25 protein-coding genes are annotated in these 25355 nt (G+C 75.2%); 14 read left to right on the top strand and 11 right to left on the bottom strand.

Annotated features, from left to right (window positions below):
- Positions 1-273: 273 nt before the first annotated feature.
- The 11 genes from AC02VZ_RS04060 (at position 274) to AC02VZ_RS04010 (ending at position 12428) form a co-directional block, all read left to right on the top strand.
- Positions 274-1806 carry a S8 family serine peptidase gene (locus tag AC02VZ_RS04060; RefSeq protein WP_476474516.1) on the top strand — a complete coding sequence of 511 codons (1533 nt, stop codon included), beginning with the start codon at positions 274-276 and terminating at the stop codon, positions 1804-1806.
- Positions 1807-1999: 193 nt separating this feature from the next.
- Entirely contained in the window at positions 2000-3382 is a 1383-nt protein-coding gene (locus tag AC02VZ_RS04055; protein WP_476474515.1) for a CoA transferase, read from the top strand.
- A 282-nt stretch (positions 3383-3664) separates the two neighbouring features.
- Complete coding sequence (locus tag AC02VZ_RS04050) at positions 3665-4672, top strand: CopD family protein (protein ID WP_432053896.1); 1008 nt, start codon at positions 3665-3667, stop codon at positions 4670-4672.
- A gap of 262 nt (positions 4673-4934) precedes the next feature.
- Positions 4935-5915, top strand: coding sequence for a DEDDh family exonuclease (locus AC02VZ_RS04045; RefSeq protein ID WP_476474514.1), 981 nt, complete (start codon positions 4935-4937; stop codon positions 5913-5915).
- Positions 5916-6017: 102 nt separating this feature from the next.
- Positions 6018-6251 (top strand): hypothetical protein, encoded by a 234-nt coding sequence (locus AC02VZ_RS04040; RefSeq protein WP_109379926.1) that lies wholly within the window; start codon positions 6018-6020, stop codon positions 6249-6251.
- A gap of 49 nt (positions 6252-6300) precedes the next feature.
- Positions 6301-7101, top strand: a complete 801-nt coding sequence (locus AC02VZ_RS04035) for an SURF1 family cytochrome oxidase biogenesis protein (RefSeq protein WP_476474513.1) — start codon at positions 6301-6303, stop codon at positions 7099-7101.
- Between the two features lie 204 nt (positions 7102-7305).
- Positions 7306-8868, top strand: coding sequence for a sodium:solute symporter family protein (locus AC02VZ_RS04030; RefSeq protein ID WP_476474512.1), 1563 nt, complete (start codon positions 7306-7308; stop codon positions 8866-8868).
- Complete coding sequence (locus tag AC02VZ_RS04025; RefSeq protein WP_476474511.1) at positions 8865-9485, top strand: sigma-70 family RNA polymerase sigma factor; 621 nt, start codon at positions 8865-8867, stop codon at positions 9483-9485. The genes AC02VZ_RS04030 and AC02VZ_RS04025 overlap by 4 nt, the downstream gene beginning before the upstream one ends.
- Entirely contained in the window at positions 9482-9844 is a 363-nt protein-coding gene (locus AC02VZ_RS04020; protein WP_432053901.1) for a hypothetical protein, read from the top strand. The genes AC02VZ_RS04025 and AC02VZ_RS04020 overlap by 4 nt, the downstream gene beginning before the upstream one ends.
- Positions 9845-9877: 33 nt before the next feature.
- A complete protein-coding gene (locus AC02VZ_RS04015; RefSeq protein WP_476474510.1) occupies positions 9878-11668 on the top strand; it encodes a glycoside hydrolase family 15 protein in 1791 nt (596 codons plus the stop codon).
- Positions 11669-11672: 4 nt separating this feature from the next.
- Positions 11673-12428, top strand: coding sequence for an SDR family oxidoreductase (locus AC02VZ_RS04010; protein ID WP_476474509.1), 756 nt, complete (start codon positions 11673-11675; stop codon positions 12426-12428).
- A gap of 41 nt (positions 12429-12469) precedes the next feature.
- Here the strand turns inward: AC02VZ_RS04010 and amaP are convergent, their stop codons facing one another.
- The 5 genes from amaP to AC02VZ_RS03985 form a co-directional block, all read right to left on the bottom strand.
- Positions 12470-13057: an alkaline shock response membrane anchor protein AmaP gene (amaP, locus tag AC02VZ_RS04005; RefSeq protein ID WP_476474508.1), complete on the bottom strand. Its 588-nt coding sequence runs from the start codon at positions 13055-13057 to the stop codon at positions 12470-12472.
- Positions 13054-13731: a DUF6286 domain-containing protein gene (locus tag AC02VZ_RS04000; protein WP_476474507.1), complete on the bottom strand. Its 678-nt coding sequence runs from the start codon at positions 13729-13731 to the stop codon at positions 13054-13056. Before AC02VZ_RS04000 ends, amaP begins: the two co-directional genes overlap by 4 nt.
- On the bottom strand, positions 13728-14111 hold the full coding sequence (locus AC02VZ_RS03995) for an Asp23/Gls24 family envelope stress response protein (protein WP_432053906.1): 384 nt from the start codon (positions 14109-14111) through the stop codon (positions 13728-13730). The genes AC02VZ_RS04000 and AC02VZ_RS03995 overlap by 4 nt, the downstream gene beginning before the upstream one ends.
- A 3-nt stretch (positions 14112-14114) precedes the next feature.
- A complete protein-coding gene (locus tag AC02VZ_RS03990) occupies positions 14115-14300 on the bottom strand; it encodes a hypothetical protein (protein WP_432053907.1) in 186 nt (61 codons plus the stop codon).
- 321 nt (positions 14301-14621) lie between these two features.
- Positions 14622-15116 (bottom strand): Asp23/Gls24 family envelope stress response protein, encoded by a 495-nt coding sequence (locus AC02VZ_RS03985; RefSeq protein WP_362088848.1) that lies wholly within the window; start codon positions 15114-15116, stop codon positions 14622-14624.
- Positions 15117-15201: 85 nt separating this feature from the next.
- On the opposite strand from AC02VZ_RS03985, the gene AC02VZ_RS03980 reads away from it, so the two are divergent.
- Positions 15202-16161: a hypothetical protein gene (locus AC02VZ_RS03980; RefSeq protein WP_432053908.1), complete on the top strand. Its 960-nt coding sequence runs from the start codon at positions 15202-15204 to the stop codon at positions 16159-16161.
- Positions 16162-16185: 24 nt separating this feature from the next.
- Here AC02VZ_RS03980 and AC02VZ_RS03975 read toward each other — a convergent pair whose 3' ends face one another.
- The 3 genes from AC02VZ_RS03975 to AC02VZ_RS03965 all read right to left on the bottom strand — a co-directional run bounded on the left by AC02VZ_RS03975 (position 16186) and on the right by AC02VZ_RS03965 (position 19348).
- Positions 16186-16989: an enoyl-CoA hydratase/isomerase family protein gene (locus tag AC02VZ_RS03975; protein ID WP_432053909.1), complete on the bottom strand. Its 804-nt coding sequence runs from the start codon at positions 16987-16989 to the stop codon at positions 16186-16188.
- Between the two features lie 155 nt (positions 16990-17144).
- On the bottom strand, positions 17145-17366 hold the full coding sequence (locus AC02VZ_RS03970) for a helix-turn-helix domain-containing protein (RefSeq protein WP_030404458.1): 222 nt from the start codon (positions 17364-17366) through the stop codon (positions 17145-17147).
- Positions 17367-17749: 383 nt separating this feature from the next.
- Positions 17750-19348, bottom strand: a complete 1599-nt coding sequence (locus AC02VZ_RS03965; protein ID WP_432053910.1) for an ABC-F family ATP-binding cassette domain-containing protein — start codon at positions 19346-19348, stop codon at positions 17750-17752.
- A gap of 277 nt (positions 19349-19625) precedes the next feature.
- Between AC02VZ_RS03965 and AC02VZ_RS03960 the strand changes: the two genes are divergently transcribed.
- Entirely contained in the window at positions 19626-20039 is a 414-nt protein-coding gene (locus AC02VZ_RS03960; RefSeq protein ID WP_432053911.1) for a VOC family protein, read from the top strand.
- An 88-nt stretch (positions 20040-20127) separates the two neighbouring features.
- On the opposite strand, the gene AC02VZ_RS03955 is transcribed toward AC02VZ_RS03960, so the two are convergent.
- From AC02VZ_RS03955 to AC02VZ_RS03945, 3 genes are all read right to left on the bottom strand, one after another.
- Positions 20128-21576 carry a hypothetical protein gene (locus tag AC02VZ_RS03955; RefSeq protein WP_432053912.1) on the bottom strand — a complete coding sequence of 483 codons (1449 nt, stop codon included), beginning with the start codon at positions 21574-21576 and terminating at the stop codon, positions 20128-20130.
- A gap of 202 nt (positions 21577-21778) precedes the next feature.
- Complete coding sequence (locus AC02VZ_RS03950) at positions 21779-22918, bottom strand: alpha/beta hydrolase (protein WP_476474506.1); 1140 nt, start codon at positions 22916-22918, stop codon at positions 21779-21781.
- 204 nt (positions 22919-23122) lie between these two features.
- Positions 23123-23839, bottom strand: coding sequence for a class II aldolase/adducin family protein (locus AC02VZ_RS03945; RefSeq protein ID WP_432053914.1), 717 nt, complete (start codon positions 23837-23839; stop codon positions 23123-23125).
- A gap of 223 nt (positions 23840-24062) precedes the next feature.
- On the opposite strand from AC02VZ_RS03945, the gene AC02VZ_RS03940 reads away from it, so the two are divergent.
- Positions 24063-25340, top strand: coding sequence for an inorganic phosphate transporter (locus AC02VZ_RS03940; RefSeq protein WP_432053915.1), 1278 nt, complete (start codon positions 24063-24065; stop codon positions 25338-25340).
- The last annotated feature ends 15 nt before the right edge of the window (positions 25341-25355 follow it).

Raw genomic sequence — 25355 nt, 5'->3', positions numbered from 1 at the left:
CCCGGGGCGGCGGGACCGCGCGGGTGCCTCGACCGGGTGCGCCGGGGGCGGGGCAGGCGGCGAGGCGGGGGCGGCCGGGGGGCGGGGAGGGCCGTCCGGGGGACCGCACGGGACCCTCCGGGACATTCGGGCGCGGACTGTGAAGACCTTGGGGGAAAACGTTGCTGGCCCGAGACCTCGCGGGATAGCTTCACCCTGCACAACCCGTCATGTACCTGCCCGAGCACCACCTGTGTCTCGGGCAGCTTCCGTTCCGGATGATGTGGAGACCCCATGGCTCATCTGCGTTCCAGACGCCGGCTCGCCCTCGCCGTGCCCGTCGCGCTGTCGCTGACCGCCTCCCTCGGCTTCCTGCCGGCGGTGGCCTCGGCAGCCGAGCGGCCCGCGTCGACGGCGGAGCAGGCGACGGACGCGCCCGCCTTGGCGTACGTCGTGAACACCAAGGTGGACCGCCGCACGATCGCGTCGGTGGAGAAGGCGATCGCCAAGGCCGGCGGAACGGTCGTGGTCACCCACGACAGGATCGGTGTCATCGTCGTCCACTCGGCGAACCCGGACTTCGGCACGGAGATACGCAAGGTCCGGGGCGTGCAGTCGGCGGGCGCCACCCGCACCGCGCCCCTGACCCCGGCCGGCACCACGGACGTCGGCTCGGCCGACTACGTGAGCGCGGCGCAGGCCGAACGCATCGAGGCCGCCTCGGCGAAGACGCCGGGCAGCGAGCCGCTCGAGGCCGACCAGTGGGACCTGCGGGCCATCGGCGCCGACAAGGCCGCGAAGATCAACCCGGGCAGCAGCAAGGTGACCGTCGCCGTCATCGACACCGGCGTGGACGACACCCACCCGGACCTCGCCCCGAACTTCTCCGCCTCCCAGTCCGCCAACTGCGTCGGCGGCGTGGCCGACACCAGCGAGGGCGCCTGGCGCCCGTACACGGACGAGGACTACCACGGCACCCATGTGGCCGGTGAGATCGCCGCCGCCCGCAACGGCATCGGCGTCGCCGGTGTCGCGCCCGGCGTGAAGGTGGCCGGCATCAAGGTGAGCGACCCGGACAACGGCCTCTTCTACCCGGAGAACGTCGTCTGCGCCTTCGTGTTCGCCGCCGACCACGGCGTGGAGATCACGAACAACAGCTACTACGTCGACCCGTGGCTGTACAACTGCAAGGACGACCCGGACCAGAAGGCCATCCTGGACGCGGTCAACCGGGCCCAGCTGTACGCCCAGCGCAAGGGCACCCTGCACGTGGCGTCGGCCGGCAACTCCAACCACGACCTGGCCTCGGACGCGATCGACGACGCCTCCAGCCCCAACGACACCACTCCGGTCGAGCGCACCATCGACCCGAGCGAGTGCCTGGACCTGCCGACCCAGCTGCCGGGCGTGGTCACGGTCAGCGCGACGGGCGTGCAGAACCTCAAGTCGTACTACTCGACCTACGGCCACCGGGTCGTGGACGTGGCCGCGCCGGGCGGTGACCGCCGCTACCAGCTGCCGGACACCCCGTCGAAGGACGGCCGCATCCTGTCCACCATGCCGAACGGGCAGTACGCCTTCCTCCAGGGCACCTCGATGGCCTCGCCGCACGCCGCCGGCGTCGCCGCGCTGCTGAAGTCCAAGCACCCGTGGGCCCCGCCCGCCGTGATCCAGGCGCTGCTGAAGGCCCAGGCGGACAACCCGGGCTGCCCGGACTCCTACGACCAGGACGGCGACGGCACGCAGGACGCCACCTGCGAGGGCGGTCAGCGCGTCAACGGCTTCTACGGCTACGGCATCGTCAACGCGCTGCGCGCCGTGAAGTAGGGCCACCACCGGGGGCACCCCGCTCCCGGGCGGTCGCGGCACCCGTCGCGGCACACGGAGGGCCGGGCGGTTCGCCCGGCCCTCCCGCCGTGCGGCAGGCTGCCTGAGCGAGACGGCTCCCGCCGCCGACGTATCGGCGGGGGCCCAGGTCCCTCCCCCGGGCCGGACGGCCGGGGGCGCACGGAGGAGCACGATGACCGATACGGCCGACGCCTGGTCCGCGCTCGGCGGCGATCCCGGCCTGCTCACGCGGGTCACGGCCGTGGAGCGGCCGGAGGCGCTGCCGGCCCGGCTCCCGGTGCGGCGGACGGCGCGGGCGTGCGTGGCCGCGTGCGCGCTGGCCGCCGCCGAACTGGCGGCCCGCCGGGCGGGGCTCACCGAGGTGCCCGCCGTCCGGGTGGACGACGGCGCGGTGGCGACGGCGTTCGTCAGTGAGCGGCACCTGCGGGTGGACGGGCGGGCCCCGGTCTCCTTCGCTCCGCTGTCGCGGTTCTGGCGGACGGCGGACGGCTGGGTGCGCACCCACGCCAACTACCCGCACCACCGGGAGCGGTTGCTCGCCGCACTGGGCGTGCCCGGCGACCCGGACGCGGTGGCGGCGGCGCTGGCCGGACGCTCCGCGCGGGAGGTGGAGGAGACGGTGAGCGCGGCCGGGGGGCTCGCGGTCGCGCTGCGCACGCCGGCGCAGTGGGCGACGCATCCGCAGGGCGCGGCGGTGGCGCGCCGGCCCCTGGTGGAGGGCGTCCGGCTGGACTCGGCGCCCGGCCCGGACCTGCCGCGGGTGGCCGGAGGTCCCCTGCTGCCGGCCGCCGGGGTGCGGGTGCTGGACCTCACCCGGGTCATCGCCGGGCCGGTCGCCACCCGCGTGCTCGGGCTGCTCGGCGCGGACGTGCTGCGGGTGGATCCGCCGGGCCTGCCGGAGATCGCCGACCAGCACGCCGACACCGGTTTCGGGAAGCGGTCCGCCCTGCTCGACCTGGCCTCCGGCCGGGACGCCTTCGAGGAGCTGCTCGCCGGTGCGGACGTCGTCGTCACCGGTTACCGCCCGGGCGCGCTGGACCGGTTCGGGCTGGACCCGCGGGCGCTGGCCGAGCGGCGGCCGGGGGTGGTGGTGGCCCAGTTGTCGGCGTGGGGCGTCGACGGCCCGTGGGGCGGCCGGCGGGGCTTCGACAGCCTGGTCCAGGTGGCGACGGGCATCGCGGCGACCGAGGGCGGGGGCGGGCGTCCGGGCGCGCTGCCGGCCCAGGCGCTCGACCACGGCAGCGGGTACCTCCTCGCGGCGGCCGTGCTGCGGGCCCTGACGGACCGTGCGGAGGCGGGCGGCAGCCGGCTGGTCCGGGTGACGCTGGCCCGCACGGCGCGGTGGCTGCTGGAGTCCGCACCCGCCGGGGCGGCGCCCGAGGACGCTCCGGCCGCCGGGACACCGGGCCCGGAACCCGGCCCCTGGCTCGCCGGGACCGACAGCCCGCTCGGCCGGCTGCGGTACGCCCTGCCCCCGGTGACGTTCGCCGGCGGACCCCGCGACTGGACCCGTCCGCCCGGCCCGTGGGGGGCGGACCCGGCCCGCTGGGAGTGACGGCGGCGAGCGGGACGGAGCGGGCGGAGACGGCGGCGCCACGGGGGCGAAGCGGGCGGAGACGGCGGTACCACGGGGACGAAGCGGACGAAAGGTGCATTCAGTGCACGCCGTCGACCGGTGGACGGGGCCGCACGGCACCCGGCGGCAGGGCGTTCCGCCGCGGGGAATGTAACGGCCCTGGTACGGAACCGTCCCGGTATATGCATGACGCACGGAATGTCCGGGCCCACTTCGACCCCGGGCTTGCCCGGCTCCGCGGGCGCTTGTGAAGATCCTGGGGTGACTCTGACCAACCCCCGGTCCAGGACGACCGGTGCCCACAGGGGCGAGCGGCGGTCCGGCGTCGGCCCGGCCGTCGCCGTCCTCGTCCTGGTGACGCTGGGCGCGCTCATACCCCTGCTCGGTCCGGCTCCCGCCCTGGACGGCACCGGGGAGGACCCGGCTCCCGGCACGGGCGGCATAGCCCTGCTGCGGACGGTGCTGTTCGCGGCGCTGGCCGTGCCCGTCGGCGAACTGTTCGTGCGGCGGCTGGCCCGTTCCGTGCCGGGCGCGCCCCCCGTCCTGCCCCGCAGCTGGTCCACGGTCGCCAACTCGGTCGGGTTCGTGGCCGCCCTGGGACTGGCCTCCGTCGTGGCCACCGGCAACCTCGTCCCCGGCGACATCGCCGACATCGACGTGGGCGGCCTCTACGGCACCCGGGACGGCAAACTCGCCCTCCTGGAGGTCAACGGCTTCCTCGCCGCCGCCCTGTGCGCCGCCTCGGCCCGGCCCGGCACGCAGGTGTGGCCGCTGGCCGCCGTCGTGGTGGCGGAGGCGCTGCGCGCGCACCCCACCACGGAGTACTCGCCCCTGCTGGGCTCCGGGCTGACGCTGGTGCACCTGACCTGCGCCTCGATGTGGGTGGGCGGCCTGGTGTACACCCTGCGCACGCTGCGGCGGTGGCGGGTCACGGAGGCGGGCAGCGCCCTGCTGGGCCTCTACGCCCGGGTGGCCGCCGTCCTGCTGGCCGCCCTCACCGCGACCGGCATCGGCAGTTCGCTGCGCAGGATGCCCCCCGAGACGATCATGGAGCAGTTGACCGACACCGCTTACGGCCGGGTCCTGCTCGCCAAGGTGCTGCTGATGGCGGGGGTCGCCGCCCTCGCCCTGTGGGCCCGGATCCGGCTGGGGCGGGCGGCCGATCCGCTGTCCGCCTGCTCCCCCGCGCGGGCGGAGGTGTTCGTCCTGGGCCTGGTGGTGGCGGTGTCGGGACTGCTCACGGCCCTCCCGGTCCCGATCCGCTGGTGAGCGCGGAGCACAACGCACCGGCGGCACAAGCGACCTGACGACCCGTCGGCACAGGGGAGCCACCCCACCGCACACCGCCCCGCGCACCGAGGCCCCTGACCCCTGACCCCCCGGCCGCCGCCCCCGTCCACCGCCCGCCGGCGGAACACGGCCGCCCGGCACACATCGAGCACCCGCGGACATTCCCGGCACCCGAACGTCCGCGCGAGGCAGGGGACCTGACGGGCCGCAGTGTCGGCCGCGCCCCGTATCCTCAGTGACCATGCTCGAAGACCTGACGACCGCAGCCCCCTCCCCCGGCGTGTGGCCGGCGGCGTATCCCCGGGGTTACGCGGTCGTTGACGTGGAGACGACGGGGCTGGCCCGGGACGACCGCATCATCTCGGCGGCCGTGTACCGACTGGACGCGCGCGGTGAGGTCGAGGACCACTGGTACACGGTGGTCAACCCCGAGCGGGACCCCGGCCCGGTGTGGATCCACGGCCTGACGAGCGAGGCGCTGGAGGGCGCGCCGCTGTTCGGGGACATCGCGGCGGAGTTCGCGACCCGGCTGGAGGGCCGGGTGCTGGTGGCGCACAACGCGGTCTTCGACTGGCAGATGATCGCCCGGGAGTACGCCCGGGCGCGCGCCGAGGCACCGGTGCGGCAGCGGCTGTGCACCATCGCCCTCGCCAAGGAGCTGCGGCTGCCGCTGCCCAACCACAAGCTGGAGTCGCTGGCCGCGCACTTCGGCGTGGTGCAGCAGCGGGCGCACCACGCGCTGGACGACGCGCGGGTGCTGGCCGAGGCGTTCCGGCCCAGCCTGCGGGCCGCCGCGGCGGCGAACGTCCGGCTGCCGCTGCACGAGTGCCGGCCGCTGACGGAGTGGACGGACCGGCCGCGGATCGGGCAGCAGGCCGCCTACGGCGGGCGCCCGGCCACCTGGCGCCCCTCGCGCAGGCGGCCCGCCTGCCCGTACCCCAACCCGGGCCGGTACGAGCCGGGCAAGCCGCTCAGACAGGGCATGCGGGTGGCGTTCTCCGGCGACACCTCCGTCGACCGGGAGCTGCTGGAGGACCGGGCGACGGAGGCGGGACTGCACGTGGCGACCAGCCTGTCCCGGCTGACCAGCCTGCTGGTCACCAACGACCCGGACTCGGGGACGTCCAAGGTGGTCAAGGCCCGCCAGTTCGGCACCCCGGTCGTGGACGAGGCGGCGTTCGGACAGCTGCTCGGCAACGTCGAACCGGCGTCCGAGGGCTGATCCGGCCCCGGCCGGCGGGCGACCGTACGGACGGGTGATTGCCCGGCGACTCGCCTGCCGCCCGCTCGCCCCCACGGGAGGGGACGGCACACCCTGTGGCCCATGGCGACCTGCGAAGTATGCGGCAACAGTTACGGAATGACCTTCGAGGTGCACGCCCAGGGGGCCGTGCACGTGTTCGACTGCTTCTCCTGTGCGATCCACCGCATGGCCCCGATCTGCGAGCACTGCCGGGTGCAGATCATCGGCCAGGGCGTGGAGGCCGAGGGCCACTGGTACTGCGGCGCCCACTGCGCCCGGGCGGAGGGAAGGACGGGCATCGTGGACCGGGTATGAGGGTGTACCCGCCGCCGTGCGCCCCGCGACCGAGTTGTACGGTCGTGGGGTGTACCGCTTCCTGTTGTCCCGCCAGTGGGTGACCATCACCCTGGTCGCCCTGCTGCTCATCCCCACGATGATCTGGCTGGGCTTCTGGCAGATGGAACGCTACGAGCAGCGCTCCGCCCGCAACCGGCTCGTCGCCGAGGCACTGGACGCCGAGCCGGTGCCCGTGCAGCGGCTCGCCTCCCCCGGCCACGCCGTGACCCGCGAGGAGCGGTACCGCACGGTGACCGCCACGGGCCGCTTCGACACCGACGCCGAGGTCGTGGTGCGCCGCCGCACCAACTCCGACGACGAGGTCGGCTACCACGTCCTCACCCCGCTGGTCCTGCGGGACGGCAGGGTCCTGCTGGTCAACCGCGGCTGGATCCCCTCGGACGGGCCCAGCCAGACGGCGTTCCCGGACGTCCCCCCGCCGCCCTCCGGCGAGGTCACGATCACCGGCCGGCTGATGCCCGACGAGACGACCGAGGCCAGCGGCATCAAGAACCTCGAGGGCCTGCCCGACCGGCAGATCATGCTGATCAACAGTGAGCTGGAGGCCCGGCGCCTGGGCACCGAGGTGCTCGGCGGCCACGTCGTGCAGACGGCGCCCGAGCCGCGGGACGGCAGCCCGCAGCTGCTCGGCGGCCCGGGCGAGGAGAACGCCGCCCTGAACTACGCGTACGCCCTGCAGTGGTGGCTGTTCGCCGCGGCCGTGCCGGTCGGCTGGGTGGTGCTGGTGCGCCGCGAGACCCGGGAGCGGGCGGCCCGCTCGGCGGACGGCCCGGCGGACGCCCCGGAGTCGGAGCCGGCCCCCGTCTGACCGGGACCCCGGCCCGAGCGCCCGGCGCGCGGGCCGCGGCCCGTTCACCCCTCCCGGCCCGCCCGTCCCATGTGCGAGAGTGTGCGGGCCCGCGGACCCGGCCGCCGTGGACGCCTGGACGGGCAGCCGTACCGTCCCTGTCCCCCGGACCGGCCTGTGGCGCAACTCTCCACCGGGTACAGGGCACACCAAGGACGGTGACGCGTGGCCGACGGCGCCATGACCGCGACGTTCCTCGCCGTGATCGGCGGGGCGTCGCTGCTCGCCGTCACCGCGCGCCGGCTCCGGCCCGGCGACCGGCTGCCGTCCCTGGAGGGCTGGGCGCTGGCCGACCGCTCCCTCGGCGCCGGCTGGATCTGGCTGCTGCTCGGCGGCACCGTCTACACCGCGTACACCTTCACCGCCGTCCCAGGGCTCGCGTACGGCAACGGGGCGCCGGCGTTCTTCGCGGTGCCGTACACGGTGATCGTCTGCCCGCTGGCCTTCGTCCTGCTGGGCCGGCTGTGGAGTGTGGCCCGGCGGCACGGCTACGTCACCGCGGCCGACTTCGTGCGCGGCCGGTACGGGTCGCCGCCGCTGGCCCTGGTGGTGGCGCTGACCGGGATCCTCGCGACGATGCCCTACCTGGCGCTGCAACTGCTCGGGATCCGCGCGGTGCTCACCGCCGGCGGGCTGTACCCGCACGGGGCGACCGGTGACCTGGTGATGGTGGCGGTCTTCGCCGGTCTCGCGGTGGCGACCTACCGGCACGGGCTGCGGGCGCCCACCGTGATCGCGGCCCTCAAGGCGGTCGCGGTGTTCGTCTCGCTCACCGCGGTGTGCTGGCTGGTGCTGCGGCGCTTCGGCGGGCCCGGCGCCGTCTTCGACGGGGCGGCCCGCGCGCTGGGCGGCACGGACACGGCCCACTCGCCGCTGCTGCTCACCCCCGGGCAGCAGCCCGCGTACGCCACCCTCGCGCTCGGCTCCGCGCTGGCCCTGCTGATGTACCCGCACGTGCTCACCGCCGGTTTCGCGGCCGACGGGCCGCGCACCCTGCGCAAGGTGTCGGTGGGCCTGCCCGCCTGGACGGCGCTGCTGGCGCTGTTCGGGTTCCTGGGCATCGCCGCCCTCGCGGCCGGGGTGCGCGCCCCCGAGGGCGGCGCGGAGGCGGCCGTGCCGATGCTGGTCGACCGGCTCATGCCGGGCCCGCTCGCCGGGCTGGTGTTCGGCGCGATCGTGGTGGGCGCGCTGGTCCCGGCGGCGGTCATGTCGATCGCCGCGGCGACCAGCTTCGTGCGCAACGTGTACGTGGAGTACGTGCATCCGACGGCCACCCCCAAGCGCCAGGTGCGCATCGCCAAGGCGGTGTCCCTCACCGCCAAGCTGGGCGCCGTGGGCTTCGTCTTCGGGCTGCGCGACCAGGACGCCATCAATCTGCAGCTGCTCGGCGGGGTGTGGATGCTCCAGGTGTTCCCGGCGGTGGCCGTGGGCCTGTACACCCGGTGGCTGCACCCGCGGGCGCTGCTCGCCGGGTGGGCCGTCGGCATGGCCGCCGGGACGTGGCTGGTGGTCCGCGAGGGGTTCTCCTCGATCGTGCCCCTCGGCCCCGCCGGCGGTCCGGTGGAGATCTACGCCGGGGTCGCCGCCCTGCTGCTCAACCTGACCGTCGCGGTCGCCGCCACGCCGGCCCTGGACCGCATCGGCGTCCCGCGCGGTGCGGACGCCACCGACCTGCCGTCCCGCCCGCCGGCCGGGCGGCGCCCGGAGACGGGAGCGAACACCACGTGAGACGCCGACAGCACGCCCCGGGCACCCTGCCGCCCGTCACGGCGGTTCCGCCGCCGGCGGCGCCCCCGACGGCGCCCCCGACCGTGGTCCGCGCGGAGCCGCCGGCCGCCGCCGATCCGGCCGACCGGGAGCGCGAGGCCGGCGTCGCCCGCCTCTTCGAGGCCCACTACTCCGCCATGCTGAGGCTCGCCGTCCTGCTCGGCGCGGACGACCCGGAGAACGTGGTGGCCGAGGCGTACTACCAGGTCTACCGCAGGTGGCGGCGGCTGAAGGACGTGGGCGCGGCGGAGGCGTATCTGCGCTCCACCGTCTGCAACCTGACCCGGATGCGGATACGGCACCTCCAGGTGGTGCGCCGCGTCGTGCCGCAGAGCCCGCCGGACGACACCGTGGCGTCCGCCGAGAACACCGCGCTGCTCCGCGACGACCAGCGGGTGCTGATCGACGCGCTCCGGCAGCTGCCCACCCGGCAGCGCGAGGCGCTGGTGCTGCGGCACTGGCTCGGGCTGAAGGAGCGCGAGATCGCCGCCGCGATGGGCATCACCCGCGGCTCCGTGAAGACGCACACCTCGCGCGGCATCGCCGCGCTGACCCAGGCGATGGAGGCCCGGCGATGACGCACCGAGAGGCGACTCCGGGGCCCGGCACCGGCGCGGACCCCGTCCACCCCGACCGGCCCGTGCCCCGCCCGCCGGGCGCCGACCGCACCGAACGGGAGCTGCGCGACGCCCTCTCCGCGCTGGCCGGCGGTGTGCTGCCCGACCCGGACGCCTACCGCGCGGCACGCGGGACCTGGCTGCGCCGGGAACGCCGGCGCCGGCTCGTCCTCGCGGTGCTGGTCGCCGTCGTCTTCGCGCTGGCCGTCCTGATCGGCCTGTGGGTGCTCAACCAGGCGCCCGCCGAGCCCGGGGTGATCTTCTCCGGCACCGGGTCCCCGTCCGCCGACGGTCCGTCACTCCCCCGGCTCCCGGCCTGATTGCGGGCCCGGGCGGCCGGGAACCCGCACCTCGTGCACCGTATCGAGGACTACGCGCTCATCGGCGACGAGCAGACCGCTGCCCTGGTGGGCATGGACGGCTCCATCGACTGGCTCTGCCTGCCCCGCTTCGACTCCGCCGCGTGCTTCGCCCGGCTCCTCGGCGACGAGGACAACGGGCACTGGCGCATCGCCCCCGCCGGGGCGGAGCGCTGCACGCGCCGCGCCTACCGGCGGGACACCCTGGTCCTGGACACCGAGTGGGAGACCGACGGCGGGACCGTCCGGGTCACCGACCTGATGCCCCAGCGCCACCGGGCCCCGGACGTGGTGCGGATCGTGCAGGGCGTCAGCGGGGAGGTCACCGTGCGCAGCACGCTCAAGCTGCGCTTCGACTACGGCTCGGTCGTGCCCTGGGTGCGCCGGGCCGACGGGCACCGGATCGCGGTCGCCGGGCCCGACTCGGTGTGGCTGCGCAGCGAGCCGGAGGTGCGCACCTGGGGCGAGGACCTGAGCACCGTCTCGGAGTTCACGGTGCAGGAGGGCGAGCGGGTCGCGTTCGTGCTGACCTGGCACCCCTCGCACGAACCGCGCCCGCCGCTCGTCGACCCGTACACCTCGCTGCGGCACAGCGTGGCGGACTGGCGGGCGTGGGCGTCGCACTGCCGCTACGACGGCCCGCACCGGGACATGGTGGTCCGGTCGCTGATCACGCTGAAGGCGCTGACCTACGCCCCCACCGGCGGCATCGTCGCCGCGGCCACCACCTCGCTGCCGGAGGACCCGGGCGGGGTGCGCAACTGGGACTACCGGTTCTGCTGGCTGCGGGACTCCACCCTGACCCTGAACGTGCTGCTGGCGGCCGGGTACCAGCAGGAGGCGGAGGCCTGGCGGAACTGGCTGCTGCGGGCGGTCGCGGGCGACCCGGCCGACCTGCAGATCATGTACGGCCTGGCGGGCGAGCGGCGGCTGCCGGAGTTCGAACTGCCGTGGCTGTCCGGCTTCGGCGGAGCCACACCGGTCCGGGTGGGCAACGAGGCGGTCGACCAGCTCCAGCTCGACGTGTACGGCGAGGTGATGGACTCCCTGGACCTGGCCCGCCGTTCGGGCCTGTCGGCGCAGCCCGACGTGTGGGCGCTGCAGACCGTGCTGATGGACTTCCTGCGCACGGTGTGGCGGCAGCCGGACGAGGGGCTGTGGGAAGTACGCGGCGGGCGACGGCACTTCGTGCACTCCAAGGTCATGGTGTGGGTCGCCGCGGACCGCGCGGTGCGCGCCCTGGAGGAGGACCCGGAGCTCGACGGCGACCTCGACGGCTGGCGCGAGCTGCGCGACGAGGTGCACCGGGAGGTGTGCGAGAAGGGCTTCGACCCCGAGCGGAACACCTTCACCCAGTCCTACGGCTCCCGCGAACTGGACGCGGCACTGCTGCTCATCCCGCGGGTGGGTTTCCTGCCGCCCGACGATCCGCGGGTGCTCGGCACCATCGAGGCGGTCCGGACGGAACTCGGACGGGACGGGCTGCTGCGCCGGTACACGCCCGCCGCGACGACCGCGGTGGACGGGCTGCCGGGCGACGAGGCCACCTTCCTGGTGTGCTCCTTCTGGCTGGCGGACGCCCTGCACATGACCGGCAGGACCCGGGAGGCGCGCGAGCTGTTCGAGCGGCTGCTCGGGCTCGCCAACGACGTGGGCCTGCTGTCCGAGGAGTACGACACGGTGGGCCGGCGGCAGCTGGGCAACGTGCCGCAGGCGTTCAGTCACATCGGTCTGGTGAACACCGCTCTCGCCCTGTTCGGCGAAGAGGGCGACGAGGCAGGATAGGGCCATGGATCTTGGACTGAAGGACCGGGTGTACGTCGTCACCGGGGCGACCCGCGGGCTGGGCCACGCCACCGCGCGCCAGCTGGTCGCCGACGGCGCCAAGGTGGTCGTCACCGGGCGGGAGGAGAAGAACGTCGCCGAGGCGGCCGCGGCCCTGGGGCCGAACGCGGTCGGCGTGGCCGTCGACAACGCCGACCCCACGGCGCCGGAGCGGCTGGTGGCGACGGCACGCGAGCGCTTCCACCGCCTGGACGGCATCCTCGTCAGCGTGGGCGGACCGCCGCCGGGGTTCGTCGCCGACACCACCGACGAGCAGTGGCGGGCGGCCTTCGAGTCGGTGTTCCTGGGCGCGGTGCGGATGGCCCGCACGGCCGCCGCGGAACTGGGCGAGGGCGGTGTCATCGGCTTCGTGCTGTCGGGCTCGGTGCACGAGCCGATCCCGGGGCTGACCATCTCCAACGGACTGCGTCCGGGGCTCGCCGGATTCGCCAAGTCCCTCGCCGACGAGCTGGGTCCGCGCGGCATCCGCGTGGTCGGCCTGCTGCCCGGCCGGATCGACACCGACCGCGTGCGTGAGCTGGACGCCCTGTCCGCCGACCCCGAGGCCACCCGCCGGGCCACCGAGTCGCGCATCCCGCTGCGCCGCTACGGCACCCCGGAGGAGTTCGGCCGCACGGCGGCGTTCGTGCTGTCCCCGGCCGCCTCGTACCTGTCGGGCGTGATGCTGCCGGTGGACGGCGGCGTCCGGCACGGGTTCTGAACCCGCCGCGGCCCCCTCCCCGTTCCCCTGCGGCGGGCCGGTCAACTCACCCGTTCCGCACCGTGCTTGACGGCGCGCAGGCGGACCTCGGAGGGGAGCGCGGCCGTGCCCGCCGACGCGCGGGCGTGGGTGAGGGCGCCGGAGGTGAGGGTCTCCAGGGCGGTGCCGGGGTCGACGTCCGGTTCCAGCTGGAGCCGTACCCGGGCCGCCGGCGCGTCGGCCCGGCCGGTCAGCCGCACCCGCGCCCGGTGGACGCCGTCCACCTGCCCGGCGTCCCGGACCAGGGCGTCCTCCAGGGCGTGCCCGCGCAGCGTCGCGCCCTCGCCGTCGCCGGTGTCGAGGTACACCTCGCCCAGCCGCCGCCGGCGCAGCGTCGCGACCAGCCACCACAGGGCGAGCAGGACCAGCACCGCGAGCGCGGCGATGACGGTCGGCCACCACCAGTCCTCCGCCCGCCACCGGGTCCGCTCGGACGCGTCCAGCAGCACGTCGTGCCGTCCGTGGTGGATCCACCAGGAGGGCGCCGGCGCTCCGAAGCCCACCGCGAGCACGGAGCCGCCGAGGGCGACCAGCACGAGTCCCGCGATGCCCAGCAGCACCCGGTTGACGGTCGTGAGCACCGCTCTCACCCCTTCCGTCCGGGCCGGCGCACCCGCAGGGACAGCGCGGGCGGCCGGGCCAGCCCCAGCCCCCGGACCGCCTCGGCGAGCACCAGGTCCAGGTCGTGTCGGACGTCGTCCAGGTCACGGAAGTGCGACACCGCGCGCACGTCGGCGCGGCGCCGCCGGACGTGGACCCGCACCGCCTGCACCCCGGCCACCTCCATGGCGCGGTCCCGCAGGACCATCGCCGCCGCGTCCCGGTGCAGCGCGGCCCGCACGTCGGGGTGGGTGCGTCGCATCGGGAGCAGGGCCCGCAGGCCGGGGGTGAGGGCGAGCAGCAGCAGCCAGAGGCCGAGGGCCGCGGCGACCCCGGCGCCGATCCGCACCCAGAGGTCGTCGAGAGGCCGTTCCGCGAGCTGCCGGGCCAGTTCGCGGCGCCAGGCCGACGCGGGACGGCCGGCCCGGACCGCGGCGACGTCGTAGAGGAACGCGCCCGCGACCACCAGCAGCACCAGGGCCAGCAGGGCGGCGGGCACCCGGCGGGTGGACCAGAAGCGGCGGTGCCCGCCCGGCAGGTCCCGGTCCGCGGGCGCGGGTTCCGCTCCGGGGCCGGGGTGGCCGGGGGCGGGCGGTGCGGTGCCGGTGCCCGTCCCGGCGTCCGGGGCCGGGCCGGTCGCGTGCTGCTCCGGGGCCCCGCTCATCGGGTCCTCCCCCGGGGCGCGCCGAGGGCCGCGGTCAGGTGCAGCCGCTCCACCTCGACCGCGACCTCGGTGACGTGCAGGTCCACCAGGTCCGTCACGCGTTCGGTCACCCGGCGGCGCACCCGGGCGCAGCGCTCGCCGAGGTCGCCCGGGTAGTCGAGTTCGACGTGCACCCGGAAGCGGGCGGTGTCGTGGTGGACGACGACCGTGGCGTGCGGCGGGGCGGCGTCCGGCGGCAGCGGTCCCAGCGCCTCGCGCGCCGCCCGGGAGGCGATCTTGGCGATCACCCGGTCGGCGATCCGGGTGGCGCCCCGGTCGGCCGGGGCCACGACGCCGGGGCCCCGGCCGAGTTCACCGGCGACGGTGTGCGCCGGGGTCACCGGTCACCGCCGCCGTTCGTCACGGGGACGGAAGAAGTCGCCCGGTTCCAGGTCCCCCTGGAGGAACCTCCCGACGACGAACCCCACCGCGCCCAGGGCCGCCACCAGCAGGAATGCTCCGAACCCGCCGAAGTATCCGGCGAAGCCCAGCGCCATGCCGGCGATCATGCCGACCACGGCCATGTTCATGGTGCGCTCCTCAGCTCCTCAGCCGTACCCGCCCGTACCCGCCCGTGCCCGTCTGTACCCGTCTCCACCCGTCGCCGCTGCTCCCGTGTGCGCGGCCGTGCGTCCGCGCGGTGTGCGCGCTGCCGCGGGGCCGTCCCGTCGAGGGGCGCGCGCCTCCGTGGCCCCGTGCCTCCGTGCCCGCGCAACGCTGTGCCCGCGCAACGCTGTGGCCCCGCACCGCCCTCGTGCGCGACCGTCCCGGCCGGCCGCGTGGTGCGGCCCGTCGCCGGGCCGGGCGGACGGCGCCGTCGTCCGTCCTCGCGTCCCGGCCCGGTCACGGGCTCACTGGAGCCGGGACTCCGGCTCCTCGTCGTCCTCCTCGTCGGGCAGCTTGACGTCGCTCACCGCGATGTTGACCTCGACGACCTCCAGACCGGTCATCCGCTCCACGGCGGCCACGACGTTCTCCCGGACGTCCCGGGCCACGTCCTTGATGGACACCCCGTAGTCGACGACGATCTCCAGGTCGAGCGCGGTCTGCACCTCGCCGACCTCGGCCTTCACGCCCCGGGTCACCGCCTTCGACCCGCCGGGCACCCGGTCCCGCACGGCCCCGAAGGTGCGGGACAGCCCGCTGCCCATGGCGTGCACGCCGAGTACGTCCCGGGCGGCCATGCCCGCGATCTTCTCGACGACGCCGTCCGCGATGGTGGTGCGGCCCCGGCCGGCCGGGTCACCGCCGCCACGCCGGGTGGGCTGTCCCTTCCGGGAGGTCTCGCCCGACGTCTTCTCCAGCTCGGCGGTCCTCGTGGAGCCGCCCTCGGTCATGTCGGTCATGCCGCGCGTCCTTCCGGTCGTGGTCCTACGACCACCGTATGCGCGGTTGCGTGGTCGCGCGCCAGGGATGCGGCAGGCTGGAGGAATGACGGCAGAGCGGTGGACGCGAGCGGTGCGGGAGCAGGTGGGGCTGGGCCGGTTCCTGCCCCTGGGCGGGCCCCTCGACGGGGCGTGGATCGCCGAGCGGGCCGCGGCGGCGGTCCTGCGGTCGGCGGTACGGGACGTGGACGGCGTACGCCTGGGCGACCTGCGGATCGGACTCGCCGCGCCCGGGTCGGCCGGTGAGCCGGTCGTACCGGGGCCGCCGAGTGCCCTGCCGCCGGGCCCGCTGCGGGTGACGGCCCAGTGCGCGGCGACGGCGGCGGAACCGCTGCCCGTGGCGGCGGAGCGACTGCGGACGGCACTGGTGCGGGCCTGCGCCGAACGGGTGGGTCTGGTGGTCGAGGAGGTGGACCTGCGGGTCACGGACCTCCTGGACGGCCCCGGTGACACCGCGCGACCGGACGCGGGAGACCGGCGGGAGGCGACGGCCGCGTCGGCCGCATCGGCCGCTTGGTCCGGGCCGTCCGGACCGTCGGTACCGTCCGGGCCGTCCCCGGCGGAGGCGGCGCGGGACGCGCCCGACGCCGGCGAGGCGGCGGGAGCGGCCCCGGCAGCCGGGACCGACGGCCGGCCGGCGGACGGGGACGACCCCCCGGCGGCCGGCTCGGAAGACGGTCCGCGGAACGGCCCGGAGGACGGCGACGGCGACGAGCGGCGGGTGGCCGAGGCGGCGCTGGCCGTGCCGGGCGTCGCCCGGCTGACCGGCTCGCCGGGCCGCGCGGTGCGGCTGACGTCGGTGCCGGGCGAGGCCGCGCTGCCGCACCGGCAGGTGCGGGTGGACCTCGCCGTGCGCACGGGGCACCGTGCCCTCGACGTGGCCCTGGCCGTCCGCGCGGCGGTGGGGGCGGCGCTGCCGGACCGTCCGGCGGTGGCCGTCCTGGTCACGGCCGCCGACCAGCCGGGCGGCGGCCGGGCGAGCGGTGGCCGGCCGGGGCAGCCGTGACCGGGACGGCCGGCCGGGGCGGCGTCAGTCGCCGAGGCCGGCCAGGTCGCGCAGCCGGCGGCCCTGGGCCGCGCGTTCGGCGACGCGCTGTTCCTCGTACGTGCGCTCCTGGGCGCCGCGCAGCAGCGCCTTGGTCTCGATGACGGCGTCGCGCGGCGCGGCCAGCAGCGCCGCCGCCAGGTCCTGCACGGCGGCGTCGAGTTCACCGCCGGGCACCGCCAGATTCGCCAGGCCGGTGTTCACGGCCTCCTCGGCCAGGACGAAGCGGCCCGTCGCACAGATCTCCAGCGCGCGGGCGTAGCCGACGAGGCCGACCAGCGGGTGGGTGCCGGTCAGGTCGGGGACCAGGCCGAGGCTGGTCTCGCGCATGGCGAACTGCACGTCGTCGGCGACGACGCGCAGGTCACAGGCGAGCGCCAGCTGGAACCCGGCGCCGATGGCGTGGCCCTGGACGGCGGCGATGGAGACCAGGTCGCTGCGCCGCCACCAGGTGAACGCCTCCTGGTATTCGGCGATGATCGCGTCGAGCGTGGCCTCGTCGCCGCGCGCCATGTCGACGAACGACGGTTCGCCCTGGATGCCCTCGGGCGAGAGCATCTGCCGGTCGAGTCCCGCGGAGAAGGACTTGCCCTCCCCGCGCAGCACCACGACCCGGACGGAGCCCGGCAGCAGCCGGCCCGCCTCGGTCAGCGCCCGCCACAGGGCCGGGCTCTGCGCGTTGCGCTTGGCGGGGTTGGTCAGCGTCACCGTGGCGATCGCGTCGTCCACGGTCAGCCGTACGCCGTCCTTGTCGAGTACCGGACCGAGGTCCTGGGCGGGCGAAGCCATGGGGCGCCTCCGATGGGTGCGGTCGTCGTGCGTGCCGTGGGGCGGCAGGATCGCGGGGGACCCCGAACCCTGGCACACCTAAGTGACTGCACAGTAACCACCCGGCCGGTCAGTCGCCCGACCGGGTGGTCACCCTCGGAACCGTGGCGCCGGGATCAGGCCGACGAGGCCTTCTTGCCCCGGGTCGCCCCGCCACGCCCTCGGAGCGTGACGCCCGACTCGCTGAGCATGCGGTGCACGAAGCCATACGAGCGGCCGGTCTCCTCGGCCAACGCCCGGATGCTTGCACCGGCGTCGTACTTCTTCTTCAGGTCTGCCGCGAGCTTGTCGCGCGCGGCGCCGGTCACCCGGCTGCCCTTCTTCAGAGTCTCGGCCACCCGTGCCTCCTCATGGGAAGTGCGCTCTGGTCCTCTCATGATCACCCCTACCGGGCCCGATGGCCACCCATTCGGCAAGGTCGATGGGACAAGGTCGTGACGACAGGAGCACACCCCCACAACCGGAGGAAGTGATTCCGCGCGGTGCCCACGGCACCGCCGAACGGGTTCCTCCGCAAAATTCCTGGTCAGGGGGTCGCGTCCGCCGGACCCCGGCCCATGCCGGACGTGGCCGGGAAATCCGTGTAGGACACACCTCGGGATGAGGAGATCTCACACAGATGGTGGATCACCGATGGGCCGAATGATCCATCCCGAGTGGATCACGACCGACGGCCGGCCCCGCACCCGCGGTGCGTGACCGGCCGTTCACCGGGAGTCGCTCAGGCGAGGGCGACGAGATCCGCGTAGTCGGCGCCCCACAGGTCCTCGATGCCGTCCGGGAGCAGGATGATCCGCTCCGGCTGGAGCGCCTCGACGGCACCCTCGTCGTGGGTGACCAGGACGACCGCGCCCTGGTACGTGCGCAGCGCGCCGAGGATCTCCTCACGGCTGGCCGGGTCGAGGTTGTTGGTCGGCTCGTCGAGGAGGAGCACGTTCGCCGCCGACACCACCAGGGTGGCGAGCGCCAGGCGGGTCTTCTCACCGCCGGAGAGCACCCGGGCCGGCTTGTCGACGTCGTCGCCGGAGAACAGGAACGAGCCGAGCACCTTGCGGACCTCGACCAGGTCCATGTCGGGGGCGGCCGAGCGCATGTTCTCCAGCACCGTGCGGTCCTGGTCGAGGGTCTCGTGCTCCTGCGCGTAGTAGCCGAGCTTGAGCCCGTGACCGGGGACGACGGCGCCGGTGTCGGGCTGCTCGACGCCCGCGAGCAGGCGCAGCAGGGTCGTCTTGCCGGCGCCGTTGAGGCCCAGGATGACGACCCGGGAGCCCTTGTCGATGGCCAGGTCGACGTCGGTGAAGATCTCCAGCGAGCCGTACGACTTCGACAGCCCCTCGGCCATCAGCGGGGTCTTGCCGCAGGGGGCGGGCTCGGGGAAGCGCAGCTTGGCCACCTTGTCGGACTGGCGGACGTCCTCCAGGCCGGACAGCAGCCGCTCGGCGCGGCGGGCCATGTTCTGCGCGGCGACCGTCTTGGTGGCCTTGGCGCGCATCTTGTCCGCCTGGGCGTTCAGCGCGGCGGCCTTCTTCTCGGCGTTGGCCCGCTCGCGCTTGCGGCGCTTCTCGTCGGCCTCGCGCTGCTGCTGGTAGAGCTTCCAGCCCATGTTGTAGATGTCGATGGCCGCGCGGTTGGCGTCGAGGTAGAAGACCTTGTTGACGACAGTCTCGACCAGGTCGACGTCGTGGGAGATCACGATGAAGCCGCCGCGGTAGGTCTTGAGGTAGTCGCGCAGCCAGATGATCGAGTCGGCGTCGAGGTGGTTCGTCGGCTCGTCGAGCAGCAGGGTGTCGGCGTCCGAGAAGAGGATGCGGGCCAGCTCGATACGGCGGCGCTGACCGCCGGAGAGCGTGTGCAGCGGCTGGCCGAGCACCCGGTCGGGGAGGTTCAGGGCGGCGGCGATGGTGGCGGCCTCGGCCTCGGCGGCGTACCCGCCCTTGGTGAGGAACTCGGTCTCCTGGCGCTCGTACTGGCGCAGCGCCTTCTCCCGGGTGGCGCCCTGGCCGTTCGCGATGCGCTGCTCGTTCTCCCGCATCTTGCGGATCAGCACGTCCAGGCCGCGCGCGGACAGGATGCGGTCGCGCGCGAGGACGTCGAGGTCGCCGGTGCGGGGGTCCTGGGGCAGGTAGCCGACCTCGCCGGAGCGGGTGACGGTGCCGGCGGCGGGGATGCCCTGGCCGGCGAGGACCTTGGTGAGGGTGGTCTTGCCGGCCCCGTTGCGGCCGACCAGGCCGATGCGGTCGCCCTTGGCGACCCGGAAGGTGGCGCTCTCGATGAGGACGCGGGCACCGGCGCGCAGCTCGATGCCGGAGGCGGAGATCACGGTCAGACTCCTGGGCGTTGGGGTCCCGGCTCGGTGGAATGTCGCGAACGGGGAGGGTGGCGGTGGGCGGCTGAGGACGGTCCCGCCGTCTAATGCGCGAGGAGAATGGCCATGCGGGCCATTCTAACGGGGCGTGGCAACCGCTTTTTCTGCGTCCGGGTGTTCCGGGAGGGGGCGTCCGGCGGGCTGCGGGGCGTTGTCAGTGGCCGGTGTCACACTGGGCGGCGGATCGGAAGAATCGGCACATCCCGCCGCGAGACACGAGGAAGTGATCGCCATGGCAGACACGGACGGAGCGCGTCCCACCATCGTCCCGACGCTGCTGTACGCGGACGCGAAAGCGGCCGTGCGGCAGCTCACGGAGGCCTTCGGGTTCCGCACGCTGGCGCTGTACGAGGACGGGGACGGCGCGGTGACGCACGCCGAACTGGCCCAGGGCAACGGCGTGGTGATGCTCGGCTCCAAGGGGCGGGGCGGCGCCTTCGACACCGCGATGAAGGACGCCGGCCCGGCCGCGGCGTACATCGTGGTGGAGGACGCGGACGCGCACCACGCCCGTGCGGTGGAGCAGGGCGCGGAGATCCTCATGCCCCCGACCGACCAGGACTACGGATCGAGGGACTACATGGCCCGCGACCTGGAGGGGAACATCTGGAGCTTCGGCACGTACGCGCCCCGGGTCCCGGACTGACGCCCACCCGGCGCACACCCGACGCTCCGGCGCGCACCGCCGGCTCCTCGGGACCCCGGGAGGCCGGCGGGCGTTTCCGCGGGTGCCGTCAGCCCCCGGTGTGCACCTGGAAGGCGGCCCGGCGGACGGCCTTGGCCAGCGCCGGGTCGGGGTGCGCGGCGGCGAGCGCGACCAGGACCTGCACGGTGCGCGGGTGTCCGACTGCCCGGACCTCCTTGAGCAGCGCGGGCACGGTCGGCTGCACGGCGGACTCCAGGTGCCGCACCAGCAGCGGCGCCTCACCGTGGTCGGCGACGGCGGCGGCGGTGTCCACCCACAGCCACGTCGCCTCCTCGCGGGTGAGGACCTCGTGGGCGTCCTCCGGGTCGGCGCCGTCGTGCTCGGCGAGCCACAGCAGCGCGTAGGGGCGCAGCGTCGGGTCGTCGAGGACGGCGCGCACCTCGGGCTCGGCGGGCGCCCCGACCACGCGCAGCGCCTCGAAGGCGAGGCCGCGCAGCAGGGCGTCCTCGCCGCGGGCGGCGCCGATCAGTTCGGTGACGGCGCTGCCGACGGGGCGGGCGGCCAGCCAGGCGCGGTACTCGGCGCGGGCGGCGTTGGGGCGCAGCTGGGCGCAGCCGCGGAGCATGTCCTCGGCGCCCTGCTCGATGTTGCCGGCCGGACTCTGGGCGGCCACGCAGATCTGCTCCAGCTTGACCCAGACCGCCCAGCTGCCGAGGGCGGTGAGCGTGGCCTGTCCGGCCCCGTAGGTGAGGGCGCCCACGGAGGCGAGGGCGCGCAACGACCAGTCCAGGAGGGGCTCCAGCGCGGCGGGCGCGGCAGCGGGCGGTTCGGGGGCGGCGGGGGCGAGGCGGAGGCCGTGGGCGCCGGCGGCGCCGGGCTCGTCCGGTTCGCCGCGGTCGGCGTAGTCGATCTCGCAGCGTGCGGTGCGCAGTTCGGTCACCCGCTGCTGGAGCAGGTCGAGCAGCTGGGACACCGGGACGGGGCCGGCGGAGAGCTGGAGGAAGGAGAGCACCTGCGGCATGGCCGAGACGACCTCGGCGACGGCCGCGGGCTCCTGGTCCGCGGGCTCCGGGACGGCGAGCGACCAGGCGTCGAACAGCGCCACCCAGCCGCGCAGCACGGCACTGTCGTCCCGGTTCCAGGCGCGCAGCCGCCAGCCGGGGCGGGCGCTGCCGCCGTGCACCTCGACGAGGCCGGCGAGGCGGGCGGTGTCCCAGTCGGCACGGACCTGGGCCGGGGTCAGGCCGAGGTCGGCGGCGGCGCGTTCGGCGCTCGCGTCGGAGAGGGTGGCCTTGCCGTCGTCCGTGGGGCCGGCCCGGCCGGGGCCGAGGGCGGTGTCCGCCCAGCGGGCGATGCGGGCCGCGCCGGCCAGACCGGAGCGCGCCATTCCGGCCAGCTCGGAACGGGCGGGCGTGCCCTGCGGGGGGCGCGGCGCGGGACGGCGCGGGCGCCGTTGGTCGATCACTGCGGGGGCGGCGGCCAGGGGACGTGGGCCAACGAGTCGAAGCCTGGAGTCGCGCGGGATACGGGACGTCACGGATGCAGTCTTGCGGGTGACGGTCCGAAATCCCAAACGGAGGGCCGCGAGCGGTGCCGCGGGAGGCCGACACGCGGGCGCGCACGGGCGGTCGAGGGGCGATATCAGGCCAGTCGTACGGCTTTGAACGGTGCGGTGCGCACCGGCCGGGACGGGTCGCCCGGTCGGTTTGTCCGGCCGGGCGGCCGGAGTCCCGCGCGCGTCACGCGAACGGGGTCATGAAGGGGGTGAGGAAGCGGCGCAGGTGCTCCTCGTAGGCGGCGGGGCCGGCGTTCCACATCGCGCCGTGGGGCGCGTCCGGGACGGTCCGCAGGGTGACCGTGTTCGGCTGCGCGGACGCGAGCCGGCGGGAGAGCGACCAGGGGGCCACGGTGTCGCCGGGCCCGTGGAAGATCACGGTGGGGACCGCGACCCGGTCCAGCCGGACCGCCGCGGCGCGGCGGTCGCCGTAGAGGCCGGTGCGGCCCTGGGCGGCGCGCACCGCCAGCGGCAGCAGGGCACCGGGGGTGTGCCGGGCGGTGGCGAGGGAGCGCAGGGTCGTCTCCCAGCTGAGCACCGGCGAGTCCAGGACCAGCCCGGCCACCCGTTCCCGCAGGCCGGAGCGGGCGCCCGCGCGCAGCGCCATGGTCGCGCCGGTGGACCAGCCGTGCAGGACCACCTGCCGGGCGCCGCGGTCCACGGCGTACCGGATCGCGGCGTCCAGGTCCCGCCACTCGGTCTCGCCGAGGTGGTTCAGGCCGTCCGGCGGGCGCGGGGCCCCGTGGTCGCCGCGGTAGGCGGGCACGAGCACGGGGAAGCCGAGGCGGTGCAGGAAGTCCAGCACGTTCAGCGCGTGCTCCCGGCCGGCCCCGAGGCCGTGCACGGCGATCACCCAGGTGTCGCGGGGGGCGGGCACGAACCAGGCGGGCAGCGGTCCGAGTTCGCCCGCGAGCGAGACGTCGGTGTGGTCCAGGCCGAGCGCGGACCCGGGGTCGCCGACGTGGAGGTGGGGCACGAGGCGCACCCGGTTGCCGGGTTCCAGGGAGCCGCGGGTGACGCTCTCCAGCCGCCGCACGACGGTGTCGGCGGTGTCCGACGCCCCGTCGAGCACCGGGCCGACGACGGCGTGGACGCCGTCACCGGACAGGCCGTACCGGCCGGGCCGCAGCGCGGCGAGGTGCCGGGTGAGGGTGACGCGGCCCGCGGCCGTGCCGTGCACGGTGAGCCGGGGTTCGGTGGGCAGGGGTCTGCCCGCGGGAGTCCGGAGGGCTGCATCGCTGGCGAGTCGGCCGGCGGCCACCGCGGCGGCGCCGACCCCGATCACGGCGGTGACGGCAGCGGCCGTCGCTCTGACAGTGCGCACCCGTCCAGTGTCCTGGTCGACCGTGCCCCGGGCCAGTGGGCGGGGGCGTCCGGGGGTGACGCGTCAGGAGGGACGGTCACCGCGGGCCCGCCGTACCGCGCCCCGCGCCTGGGCGGGGGCCACGGGCCCGCGGGACCACCCCCGGCGGTTGCCGCGCCCCCGGCCCGCCCGGCCGTGACCCCCCGGCCGTCCGGCGCCGGGCCCTCACCCCGGCTGTCCGTAGCCCCGCAGCCGCTCCCCCACCTCCGCCACCTGCTCCCGGGTCAGCAGCGACGGGGTCAGGTGGGGGACGGACGAGGCGGTGAGCCACAGGCGGCACATCCACTCCAGCTGGGCGGTGCGGTCGTACGCCTGGTCGAGGGTGGCGCCGTGGGTGAGGGTGCCGTGGTTGCGCAGGAGGCAGCCGGAGCGGTCCCGCAGGGCCCGCAGCGCGTGGGCGGCCAGCTCGTCGGAGCCGTAGGGGGCGTACGGGGCGACGCGGACGACGCCCCCGAGGGCGGCGGCCATGTAGTGGATCGGCGGGAGCTCGTCGACGAGCGTGGAGACGGCCGTCGCGTGCACGGCGTGGGTGTGGACCACGGCGCGGGCGCCGCTCGCCCGGTACACCGCCAGGTGCAGGGGCAGTTCGCTGGTCGGGACGAGCGAGCCGCGCACCTGGCGCCCGTCCAGGTCGACGCCGGTCAGGTCCTCGGGGGTCAGCCGGTCGTACGGAACGCCCGAGGGGGTGACGAGGACGATGTCGCCGACCCGCACCGAGACGTTGCCGGAGGTGCCGACGACGAGTCCGTCGGCGGCCGTTCGGCGGGCGGTCGCGACGAGTTCGGCCCACGCACGGGCCTCGATGTGACGCAAGTCACTCTCTCGCTCGCCGCCCGTCCTGTCCGATGTGTTCCGTGTGTCACGCACCTTTTCCTCAGCCATGGCGCGATCCTGTCAGGCCCGCTCCGGCACCTCGGCCCAGGCGGGGCAACGGTCGACGAACGGCGTGCGGACAGAGGGCTTTCGCGGGGTCACGCAGTGCGTCCGGACGGCGGAGCGGCACCCCCCTCTTCCGGTCACCGTGGCGCCCGTCCCAGTTCATCTTCCGTTCACCCGGGTTACTTACGTTCGACGCGCCAATGACCTCGAACGATTGCCTGGGTAAATGGAAAGCTTCTCGCTGATCCTCGCGATTGTGGTGGTAACCGCACTCGCGTTCGATTTCACGAACGGTTTCCACGACACCGCGAACGCGATGGCAACGACCATTTCGACCGGTGCGATGCGACCCAAGGTCGCGGTGGCCATGTCCGCCGTGCTGAACCTTGTCGGTGCTTTTCTCTCGGTGGAGGTCGCCAACACGATCTCCAAGGGCCTCGTCGACGAGGCCGGCATCCGTCCTGAGGTCATCTTCGCCGCTCTGGTGGGCGCGATCCTCTGGAACCTCCTCACCTGGCTGGTCGGCCTGCCGTCCAGCTCCTCGCACGCCCTCATGGGCGGCCTGATCGGTGCCACCGTCGCCTCGGCCGGCCTGGGCGCGGTGCACGGTGACGTGCTGGTCACCAAGGTCCTGATCCCCGCGATCGCCGCCCCGATCGTCGCCGGTGTCGCCGCGATGTACGCGACCAAGCTGACCTATCGCATGGGCAAGAAGGCCAACGGCAAGGCGGCCGAGAAGGGCTACCGCGCCGGACAGATCGCCTCCGCCGGCCTGGTCTCCCTGGCCCACGGCACCAACGACGCCCAGAAGACGATGGGCATCATCACCCTGGCCCTGGTCTCCGGCGGCGTGCTCGTCCCGGACTCCGACCCGCCCATGTGGGTCATCGTCTCCGCGGGCGTGGCCATCGCGCTCGGCACCTACCTCGGCGGCTGGCGCATCATCCGCACCATGGGCAAGGGCCTCACCGACCTCCAGCCGCAGCAGGGCTTCGCCGCCCAGACCAGCGCCGCGACGGTCATCCTGGCCTCCTCGCACCTCGGCTTCTCCCTCTCCACCACGCACTCCGTCTCCGGTGCCGTGATGGGCGCGGGCCTCGGCCGCAAGGGCGGTGTCGTCCGCTGGTCGACCGCCACCCGGATGTTCGTCGCCTGGGGCCTGACGCTGCCCGCGGCGGCCATCGTCGCGGCGATCGCCGAGTGGGTCTGCGGCTTCGGCGCCTGGGGCACCGGCCTGGTGGCCGCCTTCCTGGTCATCTCCAGCGCGGCGATCTGGAAGATCTCCCGGCGCGAGGTCGTGGACCACACCAACGTCAACGACACCGACGACCCCGGCACCGGCGCCACGGCCGACGAGCCGGCCGGTGTGGTGACCACGGCCATGGCCGCGGTGACCCCGCCCCCGGCGGGCGCCCTCGCCGAGGACCTCTCGGCCACCATCCCGGCCCCCGCGACCGCCTCCGCCGCCGACCCGGCGGCCCCCGCGGCCCCGACCACCGTCTGACCGCGACCCGGTACG

Source organism: Streptomyces sp. 3-6, assembly GCF_056323165.1.
The sequence above is the reverse complement of the archived record's forward strand: the minus strand, read 5'-3'. Positions and strand labels throughout refer to the sequence as shown.